The organism is Curtobacterium sp. YC1, from assembly GCF_016267665.1.
GTDB lineage: Bacteria > Actinomycetota > Actinomycetes > Actinomycetales > Microbacteriaceae > Curtobacterium.
The window spans coordinates 838,502-862,278 of the sequence record NZ_CP066341.1 but is presented as its reverse complement, the minus strand read 5'-3'; the positions used below and the strand labels follow the sequence as shown (position 1 = coordinate 862,278).

Annotated in this window: 25 protein-coding genes; 12 read left to right on the top strand and 13 right to left on the bottom strand. The window is 72.1% G+C overall.

The window, feature by feature from the left end; genetic code table 11:
• Nucleotides 1–76 precede the first annotated feature (76 nt).
• Complete coding sequence (locus I8920_RS04240) at nt 77–301, top strand: DUF3107 domain-containing protein (RefSeq protein ID WP_198657930.1); 225 nt, start codon at nt 77–79, stop codon at nt 299–301.
• A gap of 4 nt (nt 302–305) precedes the next feature.
• Nucleotides 306–602 carry a hypothetical protein gene (locus I8920_RS04235; protein ID WP_198657929.1) on the top strand — a complete coding sequence of 99 codons (297 nt, stop codon included), beginning with the start codon at nt 306–308 and terminating at the stop codon, nt 600–602.
• 59 nt (nt 603–661) lie between these two features.
• Here the strand turns inward: I8920_RS04235 and I8920_RS04230 are convergent, their stop codons facing one another.
• Entirely contained in the window at nt 662–1,378 is a 717-nt protein-coding gene (locus I8920_RS04230) for a ferritin-like fold-containing protein (protein WP_225557457.1), read from the bottom strand.
• A 104-nt stretch (nt 1,379–1,482) separates the two neighbouring features.
• Here I8920_RS04230 and I8920_RS04225 point away from each other — a divergent pair, with 104 nt between their 5' ends.
• Nucleotides 1,483–2,967, top strand: coding sequence for a DEAD/DEAH box helicase (locus I8920_RS04225; RefSeq protein ID WP_198657928.1), 1,485 nt, complete (start codon nt 1,483–1,485; stop codon nt 2,965–2,967).
• A 153-nt stretch (nt 2,968–3,120) separates the two neighbouring features.
• Here I8920_RS04225 and I8920_RS04220 read toward each other — a convergent pair whose 3' ends face one another.
• Nucleotides 3,121–3,993 carry a PHP domain-containing protein gene (locus I8920_RS04220; protein WP_198657927.1) on the bottom strand — a complete coding sequence of 291 codons (873 nt, stop codon included), beginning with the start codon at nt 3,991–3,993 and terminating at the stop codon, nt 3,121–3,123.
• Between the two features lie 68 nt (nt 3,994–4,061).
• On the opposite strand from I8920_RS04220, the gene I8920_RS04215 reads away from it, so the two are divergent.
• Nucleotides 4,062–5,546, top strand: coding sequence for an aminopeptidase P family protein (locus tag I8920_RS04215; RefSeq protein ID WP_198657926.1), 1,485 nt, complete (start codon nt 4,062–4,064; stop codon nt 5,544–5,546).
• Between the two features lie 9 nt (nt 5,547–5,555).
• Nucleotides 5,556–6,044, top strand: a complete 489-nt coding sequence (locus tag I8920_RS04210; protein WP_198657925.1) for a GNAT family N-acetyltransferase — start codon at nt 5,556–5,558, stop codon at nt 6,042–6,044.
• A 125-nt stretch (nt 6,045–6,169) separates the two neighbouring features.
• Here I8920_RS04210 and I8920_RS04205 read toward each other — a convergent pair whose 3' ends face one another.
• The gene (locus I8920_RS04205; protein WP_198657924.1) at nt 6,170–7,240 is read right to left on the bottom strand and encodes a general stress protein; all 1,071 of its coding nucleotides are present in this window, start codon (nt 7,238–7,240) and stop codon (nt 6,170–6,172) included.
• Between the two features lie 132 nt (nt 7,241–7,372).
• Between I8920_RS04205 and I8920_RS04200 the strand changes: the two genes are divergently transcribed.
• The 5 genes from I8920_RS04200 to I8920_RS04180 all read left to right on the top strand — a co-directional run bounded on the left by I8920_RS04200 (nt 7,373) and on the right by I8920_RS04180 (nt 12,735).
• The gene (locus tag I8920_RS04200; protein WP_198657923.1) at nt 7,373–8,692 is read left to right on the top strand and encodes a magnesium transporter MgtE N-terminal domain-containing protein; all 1,320 of its coding nucleotides are present in this window, start codon (nt 7,373–7,375) and stop codon (nt 8,690–8,692) included.
• Between the two features lie 52 nt (nt 8,693–8,744).
• On the top strand, nt 8,745–9,245 hold the full coding sequence (locus I8920_RS04195) for a DUF1003 domain-containing protein (protein WP_198658611.1): 501 nt from the start codon (nt 8,745–8,747) through the stop codon (nt 9,243–9,245).
• Nucleotides 9,238–10,398 carry a P-loop NTPase gene (locus I8920_RS04190; protein WP_198657922.1) on the top strand — a complete coding sequence of 387 codons (1,161 nt, stop codon included), beginning with the start codon at nt 9,238–9,240 and terminating at the stop codon, nt 10,396–10,398. The genes I8920_RS04195 and I8920_RS04190 overlap by 8 nt, the downstream gene beginning before the upstream one ends.
• Nucleotides 10,399–10,408: 10 nt before the next feature.
• Nucleotides 10,409–11,257 carry a class I SAM-dependent methyltransferase gene (locus I8920_RS04185; protein WP_198657921.1) on the top strand — a complete coding sequence of 283 codons (849 nt, stop codon included), beginning with the start codon at nt 10,409–10,411 and terminating at the stop codon, nt 11,255–11,257.
• Nucleotides 11,258–11,439: 182 nt separating this feature from the next.
• Nucleotides 11,440–12,735 (top strand): carbohydrate-binding protein, encoded by a 1,296-nt coding sequence (locus I8920_RS04180; protein WP_198657920.1) that lies wholly within the window; start codon nt 11,440–11,442, stop codon nt 12,733–12,735.
• A gap of 78 nt (nt 12,736–12,813) precedes the next feature.
• Here I8920_RS04180 and I8920_RS04175 read toward each other — a convergent pair whose 3' ends face one another.
• Nucleotides 12,814–13,212 carry a twin-arginine translocase TatA/TatE family subunit gene (locus tag I8920_RS04175; protein ID WP_198657919.1) on the bottom strand — a complete coding sequence of 133 codons (399 nt, stop codon included), beginning with the start codon at nt 13,210–13,212 and terminating at the stop codon, nt 12,814–12,816.
• Nucleotides 13,213–13,246: 34 nt separating this feature from the next.
• On the opposite strand from I8920_RS04175, the gene I8920_RS04170 reads away from it, so the two are divergent.
• On the top strand, nt 13,247–13,879 hold the full coding sequence (locus I8920_RS04170) for an O-methyltransferase (protein WP_198657918.1): 633 nt from the start codon (nt 13,247–13,249) through the stop codon (nt 13,877–13,879).
• A gap of 13 nt (nt 13,880–13,892) precedes the next feature.
• Here I8920_RS04170 and I8920_RS04165 read toward each other — a convergent pair whose 3' ends face one another.
• From I8920_RS04165 to dapE, 4 genes are all read right to left on the bottom strand, one after another.
• A complete protein-coding gene (locus I8920_RS04165) occupies nt 13,893–14,612 on the bottom strand; it encodes an AAA family ATPase (RefSeq protein WP_232832815.1) in 720 nt (239 codons plus the stop codon).
• Nucleotides 14,613–14,717: 105 nt separating this feature from the next.
• A complete protein-coding gene (locus I8920_RS04160; protein WP_017887054.1) occupies nt 14,718–14,888 on the bottom strand; it encodes a DUF3117 domain-containing protein in 171 nt (56 codons plus the stop codon).
• 106 nt (nt 14,889–14,994) lie between these two features.
• Nucleotides 14,995–16,239, bottom strand: coding sequence for a hypothetical protein (locus I8920_RS04155; protein WP_198657917.1), 1,245 nt, complete (start codon nt 16,237–16,239; stop codon nt 14,995–14,997).
• A complete protein-coding gene (dapE, locus tag I8920_RS04150) occupies nt 16,224–17,306 on the bottom strand; it encodes a succinyl-diaminopimelate desuccinylase (protein WP_198657916.1) in 1,083 nt (360 codons plus the stop codon). The genes I8920_RS04155 and dapE overlap by 16 nt, the downstream gene beginning before the upstream one ends.
• A 111-nt stretch (nt 17,307–17,417) precedes the next feature.
• Here dapE and dapD point away from each other — a divergent pair, with 111 nt between their 5' ends.
• Nucleotides 17,418–18,383: a 2,3,4,5-tetrahydropyridine-2,6-dicarboxylate N-succinyltransferase gene (dapD, locus tag I8920_RS04145; protein WP_198657915.1), complete on the top strand. Its 966-nt coding sequence runs from the start codon at nt 17,418–17,420 to the stop codon at nt 18,381–18,383.
• A gap of 583 nt (nt 18,384–18,966) precedes the next feature.
• On the opposite strand, the gene I8920_RS04140 is transcribed toward dapD, so the two are convergent.
• From I8920_RS04140 to I8920_RS04120, 5 genes are all read right to left on the bottom strand, one after another.
• The gene (locus tag I8920_RS04140) at nt 18,967–20,265 is read right to left on the bottom strand and encodes a citrate synthase (protein ID WP_198658609.1); all 1,299 of its coding nucleotides are present in this window, start codon (nt 20,263–20,265) and stop codon (nt 18,967–18,969) included.
• A 176-nt stretch (nt 20,266–20,441) separates the two neighbouring features.
• Nucleotides 20,442–21,560 carry a succinyldiaminopimelate transaminase gene (gene dapC / locus I8920_RS04135; RefSeq protein ID WP_198657914.1) on the bottom strand — a complete coding sequence of 373 codons (1,119 nt, stop codon included), beginning with the start codon at nt 21,558–21,560 and terminating at the stop codon, nt 20,442–20,444.
• 14 nt (nt 21,561–21,574) lie between these two features.
• A complete protein-coding gene (fdxA, locus tag I8920_RS04130; RefSeq protein ID WP_198657913.1) occupies nt 21,575–21,892 on the bottom strand; it encodes a ferredoxin in 318 nt (105 codons plus the stop codon).
• A 34-nt stretch (nt 21,893–21,926) separates the two neighbouring features.
• Nucleotides 21,927–23,111 carry a PIG-L family deacetylase gene (locus tag I8920_RS04125; RefSeq protein WP_198657912.1) on the bottom strand — a complete coding sequence of 395 codons (1,185 nt, stop codon included), beginning with the start codon at nt 23,109–23,111 and terminating at the stop codon, nt 21,927–21,929.
• Between the two features lie 18 nt (nt 23,112–23,129).
• Nucleotides 23,130–23,690 carry a hypothetical protein gene (locus I8920_RS04120; RefSeq protein ID WP_198657911.1) on the bottom strand — a complete coding sequence of 187 codons (561 nt, stop codon included), beginning with the start codon at nt 23,688–23,690 and terminating at the stop codon, nt 23,130–23,132.
• Nucleotides 23,691–23,777: the final 87 nt, after the last annotated feature.

Below are 23,777 nucleotides of genomic sequence, written 5' to 3'. Positions count from 1 at the left end.
GGAACCGCGCGACGGGTGGTGTGCGCCGGCGGCGAACGCCCGGTTCCGCACGGGGTCGCTCGGATACGCTGTGCTCGTGGACATCAAGATCGGCATCATCAACAGCCCGCGCGAGATCGCGTTCGAGACCGCTCAGACCGCGGACGAGGTCGAGAAGGCCGTGTCCGAGGCCCTCGCGGCGAAGTCGACCCACCTGTCGCTGCAGGACGAGAAGGGCCGCCGGTTCATTGTCCCCGTCGCAGCACTGGCGTACGTCGAGGTCGGCGCGGAAGAGGCACGGCGCATCGGCTTCGTCGCCTGACGACGTGGAACTGCTCTTCGCCGTCATCGGCGGTCTGGTCCTCGGGGCGATCGCCCACGTGGTCCTGCCGTGGCGGTCCAGTCGCGGTGTGCTCGTCGGCCCCGCGGTCGGCGGCATCGCCGCGGCCGTGCTCTGGGAGGCCCTGACCTGGGCGGGCTGGCGGTACGACGGCACCTGGATCTGGGTCGTCGCCCTGATCGGTGCCGGACTCGTGGCGGTCGTCGTCGCGTGGCTGCTCGGCACCCGACGTGAGCGGCAGGACGCCGCGTACTACGAGCAGCTCGCCGCCCGCGGCACCTGAACCACCGAGCACCGGGGCCGCCCGGGCGAGACCAGACCGCCCGGACCGTCCGACGCCGCTCAGGCCGTCAGGCCGAGGGCGTCCATCCGCCGGGTGTGCGCGGCGATGAGCTCCGTCCACACCGGCTCGAGCCGCTCCTGGTCCTCACGGGCGTGGGACGCGAGCGCCGACCGCGCCACGAGCAGGGTGTCCCCGACGAGCCGTCGGCCCCACATCGCCAGTCGCGACCCGATCTGCGGGTCGTCCTCGATGTGGGCCGTGAGCTCCTCGACGACCGCGGCCTCCTCGCGTGCGTCGAACACCGAGCGCAGCCGCTGGCGGACGTCGATCGGCAGCGAGCGCAGCAGGTTGCCGAACAGGTCGTTCAGGATGCCGGCCGTGACGTACCCGGTGAGCATCGACTCGTACCAGTCGGCACCGCTCGTGCGCTCGAGGAACAGGTCGATCGCCTCGCGGTGCGGAGCCATCAGTGCCGCGGGGTCCTCGCCGATGCGCTCGATCTCGGCCACGATCGTGCGGTGCCGCTCGAGCGCGGTGGTCGCGAGCACGCCCGTGACGAGCCGACCGGACAGCGTCGGGGCCGATGCGCCGGCACGCCCCATCGTCTCGTAGACCGAGAGCTGCAGGTAGGCGGCCTGCCCGAGGTACACGTCGAGTTCAGGACTGACGTCGTCGAGCGCGAGGCGCCCGACCTGAGCGGCTCCGCGCGGGTTCCGCGACGCGAGCCACGCGGCTGCGAGCTGCGCCGCGCGCTTCCGGTTCCACCACGACACCACGCCCCAAGCATACGGGTCGCACCGGCCCGCGCCGCCCGTCGCACCCCGGAGCACGCGCCCGTCGGTAGACTGGCCCGGACTTCCACCAGAACTAAGGTGATCCTTTGACTTTCGCAGAACTCTCCATCGAGCAGGACATCGTCGACGCGCTCGCGACGAAGGGCATCCACGAGCCCTTCCCGATCCAGCAGCAGACGATCCCGCTCGCCCTCACCGGCCAGGACATCATCGGTCAGGCCAAGACGGGTACCGGCAAGACCTTCGGGTTCGGCCTGCCCCTCATCCAGCGCCTCGGTGCCGACCCGGAGCCCGGTGTGAAGGCGCTCGTCGTCGTCCCGACGCGCGAGCTCGCGGTCCAGGTCACCGAGGACCTCGAACTCGCGACCTCGAACCGTCCGACGACCATCGTGTCGATCTACGGCGGCAAGGCGTACGAGGGGCAGATCGAGCAGCTGAAGGCGGGCGCCCAGATCGTCGTGGGCACGCCGGGTCGACTCATCGACCTCCAGCGCCAGCGGCTACTCGACCTGTCCCACGTGCAGGAGGTCGTGCTCGACGAGGCCGACCGCATGCTCGACCTCGGGTTCCTGTCCGACATCGAGCGCATCTTCCAGGCCGTCCCGGACGTCCGGCACACGATGCTGTTCTCGGCCACGATGCCGGCGCCGATCGTCGCGCTCGCCCGCCGGTTCATGAGCCGTCCGGTGCACATCCGGGCGACCGACCCGGACGAGGGCCTCATGCAGGCCAACATCAAGCACGTCATCTACCGCGCGCACTCGCTCGACAAGGACGAGGTCATCGCCCGCATCCTGCAGGCCGAGGGCCGCGGCAAGACCGTGATCTTCACGCGCACCAAGCGTGCGGCGGCGAAGCTGGTCGAGGAGCTCAAGGACCGCGGGTTCAACGCCGCTGCGGTGCACGGTGACCTCAACCAGGAGCAGCGCGAGCGCGCGATGGCCGCGTTCAAGGCGGGCAAGCGCGACGTCCTCATCGCCACCGACGTCGCGGCCCGCGGCATCGACGTCGACGACGTCACGCACGTGATCAACCACACGATCCCGGACGACCCGGACACCTACCTGCACCGCGCCGGCCGCACCGGCCGTGCGGGCAAGACCGGCATCGCGGTGACGTTCGTCGACTGGGACGACCTGCACAAGTGGACGCTGATCGACAAGGCCCTGGAGTTCGGCATCCCCGAGCCCGTCGAGACCTACTCGTCGTCGCCCCACCTGTTCGAGGAGCTCGACATCCCGAAGGGCACCAAGGGTCGCCTGCCCGGTGCCTCGTCCCACGCCGCGTCCGCCGGCGCCCCCGAGAAGCGCAGCAGCGACCGGCCCGCCGGCGGCTCGCGTGACGCGTCGCGCTCACGGTCGCGCAGCCGCACCCGGTCGGGAGGCTCGGAGCAGCCCGCCGCGTCGGCACCGGCGTCCGAGTCGGTCGCCACCACCGCCGCCCCCACCGAGGACGGCACGACCACCGACGGCGCCGCGAAGCGTCGCCGTCGTCGCCGCCGCCGCGGGGCCGGCACCGGGGACGCCTCGGCGACCGCCTCGTCGCCGCAGGGCACGTCGGACGGCGAGTAGCGCCTCCAGGCCGAAGGGTCCGTCGCTGACGCGACGGGCCCTTCGTCGTTCCGCCCCGCGAACCGCGCCCGCACGGTCCGCGCTGGACGACACCGCACGGTCTCGCGCGTCCGCGAACCGTCGCTGCGCGCGGAGCGGCGACGGCGACCGGTGTCAGGCCAGGCGGGAACCGGCGCCGACCACGGGAGCGCTGCCGGTGGCCTCGGACAGGATGGCGTCGAAGGCGACGCGCGCGGTGCGGTGTTCGCCGAGCCGGTTCGGCTTGCCGGTGCCGTGGTAGTCGCTCGACCCCGTGACGAACAGGCCGTAGCGCGTCGCCCAGTCGAGCAGCGTGCGCTTGCCGTGGGCGAGGTTCTCGCGGTGGTCGACCTCGAGCCCGCCGAGCCCGGCGTCGACCAGGTCGCGGAGCATCGGCTCGTCGATCACGATCCCGCGGGACGACGCCGCGGGGTGCGCGATGACGGGGACGCCGCCGGCCTGCCGGATGAGCTCCACGCCGCGCAGGGGCGACGGTGCGTCGTGCGGTTCGTAGTAGCCGGAAGCGGGGTGCAGGATGCCCCGGAAGGCTGCCGACCGGTCGGACTCGAGCCCGCGGGCGACGAGCGCGTCGGCGATGTGCGGCCGGCCGATCGTGGCACCGGGGCTCGACTGTGCCAGGACGTCGGCCCAGGTGATCGGGTGATCCTCGCCGATGCGGTCGACCATGCGGTGTGCGCGGGACATCCGCCCCTCGCGGATGCGTGCCGTCTCCTCGACCAGGCCGGGGTGCTCCGGGTCGACCAGGTAGCCGAGGACGTGCACACTGCGGTAGCCCACCCGCGTGCTCAGCTCGAGCCCGGGGAGCAGGGTCAGCGGCAGCGATCGTGCGGCTCCGGCGGCGTCCGACCAGCCCGCGGTCGTGTCGTGGTCGGTCAGTGCGACGGCGTCGAGGCCGGCGGCCGCGGCCGCTCGGACGAGCTCCGCGGGTCGCTCGGTGCCGTCGGAGACACTCGAGTGCGCGTGCAGGTCGATGAACGGGTCGGGCACGCGACCATGCTATCCACAGGTGGGCCGCCCGACCGGCCGGGGTCACCGGGCGGTGCGATGATGGACGCATGGCCGACACGACTCCCCGCGCGACGAGCAACCGATCCACGACCCCCGGGTCCTCGACCTTCAAGGACTTCATCGGGTCGCAGTGGGCCGACCGTGCCGAGGAGCAGCCCGCTCCCCGCGAGCAGGCCGCCTTCGCCGCGGAGCGTCGCGCCCGCATCTCGGAGCTGCACCCGGGCCGCACCATCGTCGTCCCCGCCGGACAGGCCAAGGTGCGCTCGAACGACTGCGACTACCCGTTCCGCCCGCACTCCACGTTCGCGCACCTGACCGGCTGGGGCACCGACACGGTCGTCGGCTCCGTGCTCGTGATGACGCCGAACGGCTCCGGACACGACGCCACGCTGTACTTCCGCGCCACCGCCGGCCGCGACTCCGAGGAGTTCTACGCGAACCCCGAGATCGGCGAGTTCTGGGTCGGCCCCCGCCCCTCGCTCGACGCCGTCGCCGCCGACCTCGGTCTCGCCACGGCCGACCTCGGGGCGTTCGCCGCCGTCGCCGACACGCTCGACGCCTCGGCCCTGCTCGTGCGCGAGGCCGACGACGACCTCACCCGCTCGCTCGACGCGCGCATCGGCACCGCGATCGGTGGTGCCGACGAGACCGGCGGCGCCCCGGCGACCGACGACCTGCTCGCCCGCGACCTGTCCGAGCTGCGGCTCGTGAAGGACGCGTACGAGGTCCGTGAGCTCCGCAGGGCCGTCGACGCCACGAAGCACGGGTTCGACGACGTCATCGCCGACCTCGACGCCGTCCTCGCCCACCCGCGCGGCGAGCGCATCGTCGAGGGCACGTTCAACCGACGGGCCCGCGCCGACGGCAACACCGTGGGCTACGACACCATCGCGGCCTCGGGCCACCACGCCTGCATCCTGCACTGGACCCGCAACGACGGCGCCGTGCAGCCGGGCGACCTCATCCTCATCGACGCCGGGGTCGAGGTCGACTCGTTCTACACGGCCGACATCACCCGCACCCTGCCGGTCAGCGGGACGTTCTCGCCCGTGCAGCGCATGGTCTACGAGGCCGTGCTCGAGGCAGCCGACGCCGCGTTCGCGATCGTCAAGCCGGGCATCACCTTCCGCCAGGTGCACGCCACGGCCATGGAGGTCATCGCCCGCAAGACCGCCGAGTGGGGGTTCCTGCCGGTCTCCGCCGAGGAGTCCCTCGAGCCCGACAACCAGTTCCACCGCCGCTACATGGTGCACGGCACGAGCCACCACCTCGGCCTCGACGTGCACGACTGCGCCAAGGCCCGCCGCGAGATGTACCTCGACGGCGTCGTGCAGCCCGGCATGGTCTTCACGATCGAGCCCGGCCTGTACTTCCAGCAGGACGACCTGACCGTGCCGGAGGAGTTCCGCGGCATCGGTGTCCGGATCGAGGACGACATCCTGGTGACCGAGGACGGCGCCGAGAACCTGTCGGTCGGCATCCCCCGGACCCCCTCGGAAGTGGAGGGGTGGATCGCCCGGTCGGGCCGCTAGCCTGAGCGGGTGACGACGCCCGAGGTCTCCCCCAGCACGAACGCGAACACCTTCTCGATCGAGGTCGAGCACTTCGACTCTCCCGATGCGCAGCGCCTACGGACCGCGCAACGGTTGGAGATCGACCGGGCGTACGGCGGTGACACCGAACCGGGTGAGAAGCCGACCGCCGACTCGATCGCGGTGTTCTTCGTCGCGCGCAACGAGGCCGGAACGCCCCTCGCCTGCGGTGGGCTGCGGATCATCGACGACGGGATCGCCGAGATCAAGCGGATGTACGTCCGTCCGGAGTCGCGTGGGTCGGGTGTCGCGGCGGCGGTGCTCCGTCGGCTCGAAGAGGCCGCCCTCGACCTCGGGTCACCGGCGCTCGTACTCGAGACCGGCACGGAGCAGAAGCGCGCCGTGGGCTTCTACCAGCGTGAGGGCTTCCGCCGCATCGCGAACTTCGGCCCGTACGTCGGGGCACCGCTGTCGGTCTGCTACTCGAAGATCCTGTAGCCGCCCGCGCCAGACGCCGCGCGCCCGCGCCGGGCGCCGCGCGCCGACGAAATCGCACTCCGCCCCGGTCCAGCAGATGTGGACCGGGGCGAAGTGCGATCTCACCGAACTGCGGCAGCGGCCCGTCAGCCCCGGGCGCCGTCCTCGGGACGCTCCGGGTCCGACTCCGGCGGCGTCGCACCGGGCACCCGCTCGCCGTACTGCGGCGGATCCGAGGGGCGACGCTGCGGGACGGCCGGAGCGTCGGGTGCGGGCGTCGCCGCAGGGTCTTGCCCGTACCGGGGCCCGTCGTTCGTGCCGTAGCGCGGCGGCTCGGCCGGACGGTGCTGCGGCGTGGTCGAGGCATCGGGGGCGGGAGCGGCGGCCGGGTCCTGGCCGTACCGGGGACCGTCGTTCGTGCCGTACCGCGGCCCGTCGTTCGTGCCGTACCGGGGCGCGCCCTGGTCCCCGCCCTGCTGCGGGCCGGAACCCGGCGTGCCGGACTGCTGCGGGCCTCCAGGCTGCTGGTGCGGCGTGGCGTGGCCACCGTACGGCGGCTGCTGCGGCGGGACCCCACCGGGGCCCGGACGCCACGGCTGCTGCCCGGGCGCACCGGGGCCGGACCCACCGGGGCCGAACCCACCCTGGCCGGGACCACCCGGGCCGAACCCGCCCGGGCCGCGCCCACCGGGGCCACCCTGCTGCCCGTCGTTCCAGTGCGTGGACGGCGTCGCGCCGTGCTGGCCGAGGATCCGCTGCGCCTGCCCGGTCAGCTGCGGGTTGACGACGATCTGGTAGGTCGTGGCGAGCACCTGGTGCACGCTCGTGAAGTCGCGCTGCCGCTTCGTGATCGCGAACGACACGATGCCGTAGAGCATGCCGAAGGCGGCACCGATGATGGCGGCGGCGAAGAACAGCCCGCCGGCCTGGGGCGAGAACAGGGTGAGCACGATGCCGAAGAAGAACCCGAGCCAGAGACCGGACAGCGCACCGGCGATCGCGGCACGGCCGTAGGTCATCTTGCCGGTGACCCGCTCGACGGTCTTCAGGTCGTTGCCCACGATCGAGAGCTGGTTGACCGGGAAGTCCGCCTCGGCCAACTTCGCCACGACGCGCTGCGCGTCGGGGTAGGTGTCGTACGTTCCGAGGACGTCACCCTTGGGCAGCGTCGGGAACGCCTGGGCGGTCCTGCCGGCGAAGGGGCTCTGATTGCTCACACAGCCACTATCCACCGCACACCTTGCGATCGCACGTGCGCTCTCCGGGAAGCCGCCCACCGGTCGGCGCTGTCCACGCGCGACCGACCGGCGGGGGCGAACGCCCACACCCGAGCGACTACGCTGGGTCGGGTGAGCGCCACGAAGGTCTTCGTCGCCCGCCTCGCCGGGTGCTCCGTCTTCGACCCCGCGGGCGACCGCGTCGGCAGGGTCCGGGACGTCCTGGTCGTCTACCGCCGGGCCGATCCCCCGCACGTCGTCGGGCTCATCGTCGAGGTGCCGGGCAAGCGCCGCATCTTCGTGAGCATCGGCCGGATCACCTCGATCGGTGCCGGGCAGGTCATCACGACCGGCCTGGTGAACATGCGCCGCTTCGAGCAGCGCGGCGGCGAGGTCCGCGTGATCGCCGAGATGCTCGGTCGCAAGGTGCTCATCAAGAACCAGCGGATCCGCGCCACCATCGAGGACGTCGCGATCGAGGACCGCGGGCAGGGCGACTGGGAGGTCGCGCAGCTCTTCCTCCGCAAGCCGAAGACCACGCCGTCGCCGTTCGGCAAGGGCCCGACGACCTTCGCGACCTGGAACGAGGTCACCGAGGACGAGCTCCCCGGCGAGGCGCAGTCGGCCGAGCACGTCATCGCCGCCTACTCCGACCTGCTGCCCGCCGACCTCGCGTCGACGCTGCTCGACCTGCCCGCCGAGCGCCGGTTCGAGGTCGCTGAGGAACTGCCCGACGACCGCCTCGCCGACGTGCTCGAGGAGATGCCCGACCACGAGCGCATCGAGATCCTCACCCGCCTCGACGACGCCCGTGCCGCCGACGTGCTCGACCAGATGCAGCCGGACGATGCCGCCGACGTCCTGGCGCAGTTCTCGGACGAACGTTCCGAGGCCCTCCTGCAGCTCATGGAGCCGGAGGAGGCGCAGGACGTCCGCATGCTCCTGGAGTACGAGCCGGACACCGCCGGTGGGCTCATGACCACCGAGCCGGTGATCGTCTCGGCCGACGCGACCGTGGCCGAGGGCCTGGCCCTGGTGCGTCGGCACGAGCTCGCCCCGGTGCTCGGCGCCGCGGTGTGCGTGACCCTGCCGCCGTACGAGCCGCCGACCGGCCGCTTCCTGGGGCTCGTGCACTTCCAGCGCATGCTCCGGTACCCGCCGAACGAACGGCTCGGCACCCTCATCGACCAGCAGACCGAGCCGGTCCGCGTCGATGCGAGTGCCGCCGAGGTCACCCGCATCATGGCGACCTACAACCTGCTGTCCGTCCCCGTGGTCGACGACGCCCACCGTCTCGTCGGGGTGGTGACGATCGACGACGTCCTCGACCACGTCCTGCCCGACGACTGGCGAAGTCAGGGCGAGGGGGAACCCTCACCACTCCCACGCCAACGCCAACGCAGGACTCCCGTGACGACGGGAAGGAGGACCACCCGTGGCACGAACGGATGAGAACCGCCGCGAGCGGGACCGCCAGGAGGTCCGACTCGACTCCCCCAAGGGCATGCGCACGCGCGTGCTCCCCACCCGCCGACGCGGTCGTGGTGACACCTTCGGCCGGGCGACCGAGGGCATCGCGCGTGCGATGGGCACGCCGTGGTTCCTGGTCGGCCTGACCCTGTTCTGCGTGGTGTGGATGGGCTACAACACGCTGGCCCCCAAGCCGTGGCAGTTCGACTCGGCGGCGATCGGCTTCACCGCCCTCACCCTGGTGCTGTCGCTGCAGGCCTCGTACGCGGCGCCGCTCATCCTGCTCGCGCAGAACCGGCAGGACGACCGCGACCGCGTGCAGTTCGAGCAGGACCGGCAGCGCGCCGAGCGCAACCTGGCGGACACCGAGTACCTGGCCCGCGAGGTCGTGGCGCTGCGGCTGGCGATGCGTGACATGGCGTCGAAGGACTTCATCCGGGCCGAGCTCCGCTCCCTGCTCGAGGAGATCGACCGGCGCGACGCGTCCGACGCCGCCTACGGCGACGAGGCGGGGGCGACGAACGCCCGTGGCTGACGCCGTCCCCACCGACGAGCAGCTGGGCACGGCGGTCCTCGCCGCGCTCGGCCGCGTCATCGACCCCGAGATCCGTCGGCCCGTCACGGAGCTCGACATGATCCGTGGTGTCGACGTGCAGCCGGGAGGCTCGGTGCGCGTCGACCTGCAGCTCACGATCGTGGGGTGCCCCGCCGCCGACACCATCGAGCGCGACGTGCGCGTCGCCGCCGGTTCCGTCCCGGGGGTCTCGACCGTCGCGGTCGACGTGTCGGTGATGGACCCGGCGACCCGCGCCGCGCTCACCGACCGGCTGCGCGCCGGCCGGCCGCAGGGCGTGCAGTTCACCGCGGACTCGCTCACACGCGTCATCGCCGTCACGAGCGGCAAGGGCGGTGTCGGCAAGTCCACGGTCACCGTGAACCTCGCCGTGGCCCTCGCCCGCCGCGGTCTGCGGGTCGGGGTCGTCGACGTCGACGTGCACGGCTTCAGCGTGCCCGGACTGATGGGCCTGACCGACGAGCACGGGGTCGCGCCCCGTCCGACCCGGGTGGACAGCATGATCCTGCCCCCGGTGGCGCACGACGTGAAGGTCGTGTCGATCGGCATGTTCGTCGACGACGTCTCGACCGCGGTCTCGTGGCGCGGTCCGATGCTGCACCGCACGGTGAACCAGTTCCTGACGGACGTGTTCTTCGGCGACCTCGACGTGCTGCTCCTCGACCTGCCCCCTGGCACCGGCGACGTGGCGATCTCCGTCGGCCAGCTGCTCCCCCACGCGGAGGTCCTGGTGGTCACCACACCCCAGACCGCCGCGGCCGACGTCGCCGAGCGGAGCGGGATCGTCGCGCGCCAGACCGGCCAACGGGTGATCGGCGTGGTCGAGAACATGGCGGGACTCGTGCAGCCCGACGGCTCGGTCCTGCACCTGTTCGGCGAGGGCGGTGGCGCCGAGACCGCGGCGCGGTTGTCCCGCGGCCAGGACGCCCCCGTGCCGGTGCTCGGCAGCGTGCCGCTGTCGGTGCCGCTCCGACAGGGCGGTGACGCGGGGGTGCCGGTGGTGCTCGGCGCCCCGGAGGACCCGTCCGCGGTGGCCCTCAGCGCGATCGCCGACCGCATCACCACGATGGGCCGCGGACTCGCCGGCCGGAAGCTTGGGTTGTCGCTGTCCTAGGCTCGGGGTCATGAGCACGGATCACGTCGACGTCGACTGGGACCAGGCCCGCGACACCAACCGCGCGAACTGGGACGACCGCGTCCCGATCCACGAGGGTGCGTACGCCGTCGACGCACTGTCCGACCCCGACCACCGTTCCGACGTCGTGCGCGAGGACCTGCCGGCGCTCACGCCCTGGCTGCCCGGCGGGTCCCTCGCCGGACTCGAGGTCTGCCACCTGCAGTGCCACATCGGTACCGACACGGTGTCCCTGGCGCGGGAGGGCGCTCGCCTGACGGGCGTCGACTTCTCCCCCGCCGCACTCGCGTCGGCCGCCGGGCTCGCGTCGCGCCTCGGGCTCGACGTCACGTGGGTCGAGACGGACGTCCTCGACGCCCGGGCCGCGGTCACCGGCGACTTCGACGTCGTCTACACGAGCATCGGCACGATCTGCTGGCTGCCGGACCTGGACCGCTGGGCTGCGCAGGTCGCCGGCCTGCTGCGCCCCGGCGGGGTGTTCTTCATCCGCGACGGTCACCCGGCGATGTACGGCCTGGACGAGGACGCCGACGAGCTCGTCACCCGCTACCGGTACTTCCCGGACGGCACGGCACAGCAGTGGGACGGCGACGGCACCTACGTCGGCGAGGGCACGGTGGCGAACACCCGGACGTTCGAGTGGCCGCACCCGCTCTCCGAGATCGTGAACGCCCTGCTCGGAGCCGGGCTGCGGCTCCGCCGGCTCGACGAGGGACGGACCCTGCCGTGGCGGTTCAGCCCGCGCATGCAGGAGACCGGCGACGGATCGTGGTCGTGGCCCGAGCCGGACCGCGACCGGGTGCCGACCACGTACACGATCGTCGCGACGCGAGACTGACCGCACACCCGGGCACTCCCTCGGGCGGGAGGGCCCCGGAACGCGATGCTGTGCGTTCGTTCATGGACAGGTCGTTCCACCACGGCGCATGATGCAAGGGCATTCCACAAGGCTCTTGCGGAATCAGGCGCAAGAGCTCCACCCGCCGGACGACGACGTCCGGCCGAGGACAGGAGAACCGTGTGAACAGGAACACCCGAGTGCGGACGGGCCTCGTGGCCGCCGTCATCGCGGCCGTCGTGGGCGGCACGATCGCCGCCGCCCCGGCGGTGGCCGCGGCCCCCGCGTGCGCGTCCGCCTGGAACGCCGGCACCGCCTACAACGGCGGCGCGACCGTGAGCGAGAACGGCTCGAACTACCGGGCGAACTGGTGGACGCAGGGCGACGACCCCGCGACCCACTCCGGTGCCACCGGGAGCGGGCAGCCGTGGACGTCGACCGGCGCGTGCACCGGCGGCAGCACGGGCGGCGGGACGACACCTCCGGGCGGCGGCACGACGAACCCCGGCAACGGCAGCACGGGGACCGCGAGCGGGCTGGTCTTCAGCCCGTACAAGGACATCACCGTGAACCTCGACTGGAACACGAACGTCATGAACACGGCGGTCACCGGCACCCGCATCCCGGTCGTCGGATCGAGCAACAGCCTGGTCTCGACGCGGGAGCCCGGTCTCGAGGCCATCACGCTCGCCTTCGCCACCGGCACCTGCGGCAGCGAGAACTGGGGCGGGGTGGCCGCCGACGCGTTCGCCAGCGCGAACATCGCGAAGCTCGATGCCGCCGGCGTGGACTACATCATCAGCACCGGTGGCGCAGCCGGCTCCTTCAAGTGCTCCGGCACGGCGCTGCAGTCCTTCATCGCCCGCTACGCCTCCCCGCACATGATCGGTGTCGACTTCGACATCGAGAGCGGGCAGTCCGCAGCGGACGTGCAGAACCTGGTGAGCGCCGCGGCACTCGCCCAGGCGAAGTACCCGGGCCTGCGCTTCTCGTTCACCCTCGCCACCCTGGCCGCCTCGGACGGCTCGTTCGGCGGGCTGAACAGCACCGGTGACGCCACCGTCAAGGCGATCAAGGCGTCGACCCTGACGAACTACACGATCAACCTCATGACGATGGACTTCGGCCGGGCGAGCGCCGCGAACTGCGTGCTCTCCGGGTCGACCTGCCAGATGGGGCAGTCGACGATCCAGGCGGTGACGAACCTGCAGCACACCTACGGGATCGTGTCCTCGAAGATCGAGGTCACACCGATGATCGGTGTGAACGACACCCAGGACGAGGTCTTCACCCTCGCCGACGTCGACACCGTGGCCGCCTACGCGAAGTCGCACGGCCTCGCCGGCGTCCACACCTGGTCCCTCGACCGCGACACCCCGTGCCCGGCACCGCAGAGCACGGCGTCGCCGACGTGCAACTCCGTGACGGGGTCGGCGCCGCTCGCGTGGACCGACCGGTTCCTGGCGGCGCTGCGGTAGGCCCGCGCCGGACGGACGGGAGGCCCGGTGCCAGCTCGCACCGGGCCTCCCGTCCGTCCCGCGGTCACGTGACGGACGTCAGGTCGCCTCGGAGTCGAAGGGCGCGGCCTCGCCGGCGGCGAGGGGCACGACCGGCGCGGTCGCCCGCACCTTGGACGCCGTGACCTGTGCCGTCTGCACGGCAGCGGCGCTCGTGCCGGAGTCCAGGAGCGCGTCACGGATGATGCGACGCGGATCGTACTGACGCGGATCGAGCTTCTGCCACTCGATGTCGTCGAACTCGGGACCCATCTCCTCGCGCATGCGGTCCTTCGCCGTGTCGGCGAACCGACGGACCGCCTTGACGAACTCGGCCAGCTTCTGGGCGTACGTGGGCAGACGCTGCGGCCCGAGCAAGAGGACGCCGATGATCCCGATGATCAGGATCTTGTCGAGCGGGATGTCCACGCAAGCGAGCCTAACCCGTGCGGAGGGCATGCACCCCTAGAGTTGTCTCCCGAACGGAGTGTGCGTGTCAGAGAAAGAGTCGAACTGGAAGTTCGCCGAGGACATCGTCTCGGAGACCGAGGCGATCGCCCGGGCTCGTGAGCACTCCCTGGAACTCGGGGTCGAAGCCGTCTCCCCTGCCGTCGGCGCGCAGATCGGCGTCATCGCCGCAGCGTCCCGTGCCACGAGCATCATCGAGATCGGCACCGGTCTGGGCGTCTCCGGGCTGTACCTGCTCGGCGGGGCCCCCGATGCCACCCTGACGACGATCGACATCGAGGTCGACCACCAGCAGTCCGCCCGCGACGCCTTCATCAGCGCCGGCACCGCCCCCGCACGGGTCCGACTCATCCCCGGCCGGGCGAACCAGGTGCTGCCGCGGATGAACGAGGCGTCGTACGACGTCGTGCTCGTGGACGCCGATCCCGAGCACGTGATCGAGTACGTCGAGCACGGCCTCCGACTGGCCCGTCTGGGCGGCACGGTCCTGGTGCCGCACGCCCTGTGGCGCGGACGTGTGGCGGACCCGGTCAAGCGCGACCGGGCGACGTCGGACTTCCGACTGCTGCTCACCGAGGTCTCGACGTCGGGCGCGGTGCGCAGCGCGCTGTCGCCGGCCGGTGACGGCCTGCTGCAGCTGACGAAGGTCACCGACTAGCGCTCGACCCGGGTCAGCGGAGGTGCCGGAGGTACCGCTCCGGCGACTCGAGGAACGCGCGCTGGTTCCGCACCAGGTCGAGGTCGCTCCACGCGGTGCGTCGCAGCCCCCACTCGCCGACCTCGTGGATCTCGGCGCCGGGGAACGCTGCGAGCACGGGCGAGTGCGTCGAGAGCACGACCTGGCCGACGCCCGTGTCGACGATGGCCTGCAAGAGCCCGAGGAGCGCCAGGCAACCGGAGAACGACAGCGCTGACTCCGGCTCGTCGAGGATCCAGAGCCCGGGCCACTGCGACCGGTGGATCACGAAGTCCAGGAACGACTCCCCGTGGCTGCGCTCGTGGAACAACGGCTCGGCGCCACCCGGGTGTTCCTCGAGGTAGGTGAACACCCCGTGCATGGTCTCGGCCCGCAGGAAGAAGCCGGACCGGACGGCGCCGGGCTCACGGTGCAGCGCGATGTGCTCCCAGAGCGAGGACTCGCTGGGGCGGGTGCTGTGTCCGGACTTGGTCGAGCCGCCCTCGGGGCCCATGCCGAACGCGAGCGCCAGCGCTTCGACCAGGGTCGACTTGCCGACACCGTTCTCGCCGACCAGCACCGTCACCGGGGCCAGGTCGATCCCGTCGTCGAGCAGCTGCCGCACGGGCGCGAGGGTCGCGGGCCAGGCGTCGCGGGGCATCGGATCGGGCGCGTACTCCTCGACGCGGCGGATCGGCAGTCTCGTCCTCGGCACGGCCCCATCCTGCCGGAGCCGACCGACACCGCTCGTCCGCCCGCGCACAGACGGGAGGCCCGGAGCGTACACGCTCCGGGCCTCCCGTTCTGGTGCTTCGACGTACTAGGCCGAGACGACCTCGGCGAGTGCGTCGTGGAGTTCCTTGGCCTCGGCATCGTTGACCGAGACGACCAGGCGGCCTCCACCTTCGAGCGGAACCCGCACGATGATGAGTCGACCCTCCTTAACAGCCTCCATCGGCCCGTCACCGGTCCTCGGCTTCATGGCTGCCATCAGATGTCCCCTTTCGTGCAGTAAATGCAGCCCCATTATCCAGTACGGAGGGGGCAACTGCGAAACCGCCCAGGTTGGGGGTGTCGGATCGGCCCGGTGACGGGCATCACGGCGGGGTCCAGTCGTAGCCGTCCACCCACCACGTGGAGGACAGCCAGACCCACTGCAGCCCGACGAACGCGACGACGACGGCCATGCGGTAGACCCACGACCGCGGCAGGGCGACGATGCCGAGCAGCGGTGCGATCGGCACGAGGATGCGCCAGGTGCTCGACTGCGGGAAGAACACCGCGAGCAGGTACACCAGGTACGCGACGCCCCAGAGCCGGAGCTCGATCCCGATCCGTCGCGCCGCGGGCATGCACACGAACGCGCCGAAGCCCGCGAGCACGATCACGAGCAGGACGGTCCCGCCCGGCTGCCCGAACCACCACCCGAACCCCTGCACCCACGGTGTGAAGGGCACGAGCTCCTTCCAGCCGATGTACGACGACCGCCAGGCGAGCTCGGTGTCGGTGTAGGCGGTCACCACCCCGGTGACGGCCCAGGCGATCGCAGGCCAGGCCAGGCCGACCAGGCCGGACACCACGGCCACCACCGCGGGTGGCACGAGTCGTCGCAGGGTGAGCGGCTCCGTCGAGCGCACCGAGGCCGGCCGGATCGCCCAGGCGCCGACGAAGAGCACCACGAGGAAGGCGAAGGCGAGCCCGGTCGGACGGGTCATCCCGAGCAGGAGCACGACCGGCAGCATCGCCCACCACCGGCGGTCCACCATGAGCAGGAGCGCGACGAGCAGCAGGAGCAGCCCCATCGACTCGGCGTAGGCCACCTGGAACATCGCGGACACCGGCGCGACGCAGAACAGCACCGTGGCGAACGTCGCACGTGCCGGGTCGAGGAACCGGCCCATCAGCCGCCGGAACACGAGCGCCGCGCCCCAGCCCGCGAGCAGTGAGACCGACACGGCCACCAGCTCGAAGGACGCGCCCGTGAGCAGCATGAGCCCGCGCACGGTGAACGGGTAGGCGGGCATGAAGGCCCAGGCGTTCTCGGTGACGTGCCCCGCCGGGTCGATCGGCAGGGTCGACGGGTACCCGCTCGTCGCGATGACGCGGTACCAGGCGCCGTCCCAGATCGAGGCGAACGACAGGTACCCGGGGCGCTGCACCGTGAACGAGTTCGCCGCCTGCACCCGCGCGAAGGCCAGCAGCATCAGGCCCGTGAGGACCCGGGCGAGCACGTAGACGACGGTGATCCGCACCCACCACGGCACCACGCGGTAGCGGGCGCGCCAGCGGTTCCGAGCAGGGGTGCTCCGCGTGCCCCCCGCCGTCGTCAGGCCGTCAGCCACCGACGGAGGCCGGCCTCGACCGCGGTGATCTGCTCGACCGGGACCTGCTCGTCGTCGTGGTGGGCGAACACCGGTTCGCCGGGGCCGTAGTTCACCGCGGGCACGCCCAGGGCCGAGAACCGGGCGACGTCGGTCCAGCCGTACTTCGGGCGGGGTGCCGGGCCGCCGACGGCTGCGACGAAGTCCTGCGCGAGCGGGGCGTCGAGACCGGGACGGGCACCGGCGGCCAGGTCGACGATCGTCACGTCGTACCCGTCGAACAGCTCGCGGATGTGGGCGACGGCCTCGTCGGCCGACCGCGACGGAGCGAACCGGTAGTTCACGTGCACCATCGCCTCGTCGGGGATGATGTTGCCCGCGATGCCGCCGCTGATGCCGACCGCGTTCAGGCCCTCGCGGTACTCGAGCCCGTCCACCGTGACGGTCCGGGGCTCGTACGCGGCCAGGGTGGCGAGGATCGGGGCCGTCTTGTGGATCGCGTTGTCGCCGATCCAGCTGCGGGCGCTGTGCGAGCGCTTGCCGAACGTGCGGACCTCGGCGCGCAGGTTGCCGTTGCAGCCACCCTCGATCTGGGCGCCGGAGGGCTCCCCCAGGATCGCGAAGTCGGCGGCGAGCAGCTCGGGCCGCGTGCGGGCCAGGCGGCCGAGCCCGTTCAGGGCGTCGCTGACCTCCTCGTGGTCGTACCAGACCCACGTGACGTCGACGCTCGGCTCGGCGAGGTCGTACGCGAGCTTGAGCTGCACCGCGCAGCCGGCCTTCATGTCGACGGTGCCGCGGCCCCAGAGGATCTCGGTGCCGTCCTCGGCGGTGCGGAACTCGGTGGGCAGGTTGTCGTTGAGCGGCACGGTGTCGATGTGCCCGGCGATCACCACCCGGCGGTCGCGGCCCAGGTTCGTGCGGGCGACGATCGCGTCGCCGTCGCGGATCACCTCGAGGTGCGGCAGCGGCGCGAGCACGGCCTCGATCGCGTCGGCGAGGGCCTGTTCGTTGCCGGACACCGATTCGATGTCGCAGATGGCACGGGTGATGTCGATGGACGAGGCGGTGAGGTCGAGCTGCTCCGGCATGCGGGCAGCCTACCGGCCGCCCCTCGACGACCCCCGCCCGTCGAGCCACGGTGGTCCACAGGCCGTCCGACCGGACGGTGCTCGGACCGGGCGCCTCGGTACCCTGGTGTCGTGACCGACACGACTGCAACCGACCGCCCGACCCACGCCTGGGGCCACGGCCTCGCGACGATCGCCGCCGACGGCACGGTGCTCGACACCTGGTACCCGGAGACGCACCTCGGACCGCTGCCGGTCGACGCCGTGTTCCCCGCTGAGCTGCAGGCGCACGTCGATGACGACCCCCGCCGTGAGGTCCGGATCGAGGCGGTCACCACCGAGATCGCGATCGACGCCGCCCCGGCGAGCACGCCGGACGCCTACCTGCGCCTGCACCTGCTGAGCCACCTGCACGTGCGGCCGAACACGATCAGCCTGGACGGCGTCTTCGCCCACCTGCCGATCGTCGCGTGGACGAACGCCGGCCCCGTGCACCCCGACGCCCTGACGCGCCTGCGCCCCCAGCTGCAGCGCGCCGGCATCGCCGTGCACGCGATCGACAAGTTCCCCCGACTGGTCGACTACGTCGTGCCGGACCGCGTCCGCATCGGCGACGCGAACCGGGTCCGCCTCGGCGCACACCTCGCGCCGGGCACGACGGTCATGCACGAGGGCTTCGTGAACTTCAACGCCGGCACCCTCGGCGACGCCATGATCGAGGGCCGCGTCTCGCAGGGCGTCGTCGTCGGGCACGGCACCGACATCGGCGGGGGTGCCTCGATCATGGGCACGCTGTCCGGCGGCGGCACCCACCGTGTGTCCCTCGGGGAGCGCGCGCTCCTCGGGGCGAACGCGGGCCTCGGCATCTCGCTCGGTGACGACTCCGTCATCGAGGCCGGGCTCTACGTCACCGCCGGCACGAAGGTCGTCCTGGTCGGCGCCGCACCGAACCCCGACGGCACCCCGAAGACGGTCAAGGCCGCCGAGCTCTCCGGCACCCCGAACGTCCTGTTCCGCCGCAACAGCGTCAGCGGCGCGGTCGAGGCCCTGCAGCGCGCGGGCGAGGGCATCCAGCTCAACACGGCGCTGCACGCGTAGCGCGGGGCCCTGCCCCACGAGCGGCCACGACACGTCGTCCGCGTGCGTCGAGGGCGCACGAACCGTCGCTCCGGCACCCGCCGGTCGACCGTGCGCGACCACTCGGCGGAGGTGAACGGCGCGCCCTGCCGCGCCGCGCCGATCGACGCACGCACGGGAGGCCCGGTGCCGGTCCACGAGACCGCCGCCGGGCCTCCAGGCCGCTGCGTCCAGTGCCCTGCCCCGCGAGCGGTCACGACACGTCGTCCGCGTGCGCCGAGGGCGCACGAATCGTCGCCGCGGCACCCGCCGGTCGACCGTCCGAAACCACTCGGCGGAGGTGAACGGCGCGTCCCGCCGCGCCGCGCCGCTCGACGCACGCACGGGAGGCCCGGTGCCGGTCCACGAGACCGCCGCCGGGCCTTCAGGCCGCCGCGTCCAGTGCCCTGCCCCGCGAGCGATCACGACACGTCGTCCGCGTGCGCCGAGGGCGCACGAACCGTCGCTCCGGCGCCGGCCGGGCGACCGTCCGCGACCTCTCGGCGGAGGTGAGCGGCGTCCCGCCGCGCCTCCCCGCCGGCACCAAGAGCGACGCCGCCGAGCGTCAGCGCGCGGGGACGTCGCGCTCGGGCGCGCCCACGTACAGCTGCTGCGGGCGACCGATCTTGTTGAGCGGGTCGTTGTTCAGCTCGCGCCACTGGGCGATCCAGCCGGGCAGGCGACCGATCGCGAACAGCACCGTGAACATGCGCGGCGGGAAGCCCATCGCCTTGTAGATGATGCCCGTGTAGAAGTCGACGTTCGGGTAGAGCTTGCGGCTGACGAAGTACTCGTCCTCGAGCGCGATCTGCTCCAGCTCCATCGCGATGTCGAGCAGGTCGTCCTGCACGCCCAGGGAGTCCAGGACCTCGTGCGCGGACTCCTTGACGAGCTTGGCGCGCGGGTCGTAGTTCTTGTAGACGCGGTGCCCGAAGCCCATGAGCTTGACGCCCTGCTCCTTGTTCTTCACCCGCTCGACGAAGCGCGACACGGGCTCGCCGGAGTCCTTGATCTGCTGCAGCATCTCGAGCACGGCCTCGTTCGCACCACCGTGCAGCGGGCCGTACAGGGCGTTGATGCCGGCCGAGATCGACGCGAACATGTTCGCCTTCGTCGACCCGACCATGCGGACGGTCGACGTCGACGCGTTCTGCTCGTGGTCCTCGTGCAGGATGAGCAGCCGCTCGAGGGCCTTCGAGAGCACCGGGTTCGGCTGGTAGGTCTCGGCCATCGTGCCGAAGTTCAGGCGCAGGAAGTTGTCGACGAACGACAGCGAGTTGTCCGGGTACAGGAAGGCCTGACCGATGGCCTTCTTGTGCGCGTACGCGGCGATGACCGGCAGCTTGGCGAGCAGCCGGACGGTCTGCAGCTCGACCTTCTCGGGGTCGTCGACGTCCATGTCGTCCTCGTAGTACGTCGACAGTGCGCTCACGGCGCTCGACAGGACGGACATCGGGTGCGCGGAGTGCGGCAGGGCATCGAACAGACGACGGAGGTCCTCGTGCAGCAGGGTGTGCCGCCGGATGCGCGCGTCGAACTGCTCGAGCTCCGTCGGCGTCGGCAGCTCGCCGTAGATCAGGAGCCAGGCGACCTCGAGGAAGGTGCAGTTCGCGGCGATCTGGTCGATCGGGTACCCGCGGTACCGCAGGATCCCCTGGTCGCCGTCGATGTAGGTGATGGCGCTCTTCGTGGCCCCGGTGTTCACGAAGCCGTAGTCGAGCGTGTTCATCCCGGTCTGCTTCTTGAACGTCGAGATGTCGATCGCGGACGCCCCGTCGACGCTCGGCAGGATCGGGAACTCTGCACTGCCACCCGGGAACGTCAGCGTCGCGGTCTCGCCCTGCTGCTCGGCAGCGGGGCTCACGGGGACGGGCGTGGTGGGCGGTGTGGCCGTCTTCTGAGCGTCGTTGGCAGTGTCAGTCACGAGGACAGCCTAATCGCGGCCCATGTCGCTCGTGCACACATCCGTGGTCACGGATTGGTGGGAACCGCGGATTGCGCGCGCCGCCGGAGCCTGCCTGGAGGCGCGGTGCCGGTCCGTCAGACGCCGTTCACGCGGCGTCCACTCGCCAGACGCTGCGCGGCCGCCGCGATCCGTTCGTCGGTCGCCGTGAGCGCCACGCGCACGTGCTCGGCCCCCGCTGCACCGTAGAACGTGCCCGGGGCGACGAGGATCCCGCGGTCGGCGAGCCAGTCGACGGTGTCGAGCGCGGGTTCGCCGCGGGTCGCCCAGAGGTACAGCCCGGCCTCGCTGTGGTCGACCCGGAAGCCCGCACCCTCGAGTGCCCGTCGGAGCATGTTCCGCCGGGCCCGGTACCGCGCCTTCTGCTGCTGCACGTGGGAGTCGTCCTCGAGCGCGACGACCATCGCCTGCTGCACGGGCAGCGGCGGCATCAGCCCCGCGTGCTTCCGGACCGTCAGGACGTCGGCCAGGATCGCGGCGTCACCGGCGACGAACGCGGCCCGGTACCCCGCGAGGTTCGACTGCTTCGACAGCGAGTACACGCTGAGGACCCCGTCCAACGAGTCACCGACGGCCCGGGGGTCGAGGACGGTCGGCGTCGGCGTGGTGGCGTAGGCGTCGTCCCAGCCGAGTTCGGCGTAGCACTCGTCACCGACGATGACGGCGCCGAGCTCGCGCGCCCGGGCGACGGCGAGGCGGAGCTCCTCGACCGACAGCACGCGGCCGTCCGGGTTGCCCGGGGAGTTCAGCCAGACGAGCTTCGTGGTCTCGGGCCAGGCGGCCGGGTCGTCGGAGGCCAGGGCGTCCGCGCCGACCAGGGCGGCACCGAGCTCGTACGTCGGGTACGCGGCCGCCGGGAACACCACGGTGTCGCCGCGGCCGATGCCGAGCCAGAGCGCGAGCCCCGCGATGAACTCCTTCGAGCCGATCGTCGGCAGGGTGTTCGCCTCGGTCAGCGCGACGCCGTGCCGGCGGCCGTACCAGTCCGCGATGGCCTGGCGCAGGGCGGGGGTGCCGGCGACCTGCGGGTAGGCGTGCGCGTCGGTCGCCTCGGCCAGCGCGGTGCGGACGACCTCGGGCGTGGGGTCGACGGGCGAGCCGACGCTCAGGTCGACGATGCCGCCCTCGTGCGCCGCCGCGCGCTGCTTGAAGGGGACGAGCTGGTCCCAGGGGAAGTCCGGCAGGTCGAGCGCCACGGTGCTGACCGGCTTCAGGCGCGCGGGGGCTCGGCCATGACGACCGGGTGGTCCTTGTGGATCACACCGACCTTCGCGGCACCGCCGGGCGAGCCGACCTCCTGGAAGAACTCGACGTTCGCCTTGTAGTAGTCGGCCCACTCTTCGGGCAGGTCGTCCTCGTAGTAGATGGCCTCGACGGGGCACACCGGCTCGCACGCACCGCAGTCGACGCACTCGTCGGGGTGGATGTAGAGCGACCGGTCGCCCTCGTAGATGCAGTCGACGGGGCATTCGTCGATGCAGGCGCGGTCCTTGACGTCGACACAGGGCTGGGCGATCACGTAGGTCACGTTCGGGTGCTCCCTTCGACGAGCGGGTCCGAGTCTACCCGCGGCCTGCTGTCGGTCGGGACCGCACTCCCGACAGGTCCGGCCAGGCGAGCACCAGGGCCGCGATCACCGCGGGGGCGAAGGTCCAGACGTACCCCGCGGCGTTGGCGAGGACGAGCGGCGAACCGGCACCGCCTACCGACACGAGCGTCTGCGTCGCGATGAGGATCCCGATGCCCGCCGCCGCGACCATCGCGCGCGACCGGTACACCAGCCTCAGGCCCACGGTCAGCCCGAGCACGATCAGGGTGGTGAGCACCAGCCCGACCGGGAACGAGCCGAGCGTCTGCTGGTGGGTCACCGTGCCGAGCGCGCCGGCGACCAGGCCGAGCAGCAGCGACACGACCACGGCGGCGACCTTGCCCTGGCCGGTCATGTCGGCGTACGTCTGCGGGGCGGGCAGCTGCGCCTCGGCGTCGTGCCGGAACGCCTCGACCGCCGGCGCCTGCTGCCGGACGCCGTGCGGCATGACCCACGACAGCGTGCTCGGGTTGACCGGGTCGGCGGGATCGACGGTCACCTGGGAGCGGTACTGCTCGATCGCGGCCCGCACCTTCGCCCGGACCGGCAGCACGTCGACGGTCACGTCCGCCTGGCCGCCGTCCGGGTCCACGATCATCGAGAACGCGACCTCCTCGGCGCGGGCGGCGTACCGGGCCGCGTGGTGCATCCGCACGTGGTCGGGGTGGCCGTAGCCGCCGTCGTCGGCGTAGCTCACCACGGCGTCGGCGCCGGTGGAGCGGATCGCGGCCCGGACGTCGTCGACGACCTCGCCGAGGTCGGCCGCGGTGAGCGAGTCGACCGGGGCGTCGTCCGCCGCGGTGGCGCGGCCGTCCGGCCCCCACTGCATGCCGGAGTCGACGTAGTGCCGCTCGGGCAGGTCGGTCGGTCGGGCCCCGCGCCCGCCGAGCCACAGGTGCTGCGGGCCGCCGAGGGCCGCGAGTGCAGCCGCGATCTCGGTCTCCCGGTGCCGGGCGACACGGGCGCCGTCGCCGGCCAGCGGGGCGAGCTGCGGGGTGAGCATCTCACCGCGCTCGCCACGGGTCGCGGTGAGCACCGTCACCTCGGCGCCGAGTTCGAGCAAGGTGGCGATCGTCCCGCCCGACGCGAGCGTCTCGTCGTCTGGGTGGGCGTGCACGAACAGGACGCGCTCGGGGCGGGAGACGGGGGCCTTCGACATCGTCTCCAGGGTACGGGACTAGCGGGGCGTGACGATGTAGGTCGCCGTCACGGAGCCCGAGCCGCCGCCGCTGTCCTGGTTCTCCGAGAACGTCAGCACCACGCGGTACCCGTCGCTCCGGAACATGCCGAACGCGCTCGACCCGTCCGCACGCTTCGCCGACTCGGTGTACCCGGCGTCGGTCAGCTGCTGCGCGGCCGTGGCGAAGTCGTCGACGGAGCCGGCCCGGACCTGCACGACCCAGCCGGACCCGTTCGGTCCCGCTCCCCCGCCGAGCACGGTGCCGTCGACGAGCGGGACGGCAGCGGACGGGAACCCGTCCGGCACCACGCCGTCCGAGGTGACGTCCGCGCCCTCGAGCGCGGTGTCGAGCGCCCCGTCGATACCGCCCGCGACCGAGGACATGCCGTCCTGGATCGCCTTGCCGTCGATGCCGGCGACACCGTCGGCCACGTCCGAGGCGACGGAGGACCCGAGGTCGGTGGCCTGCTGCACGGCCTCGGACGAGCAACCGGTGAGTCCGGCCAGGGCGATGCCGGCAGCGACGGCGGCGATCAGCGGGGTACGGAGGGAACGCATGGCGCGACCGTAACGGACCAGCCGGGAGGCCCGGCGCGAGTTGGCTGTGAACGTCCCGTCCCCGGGACGGTCACGTGCGCGGCGGGG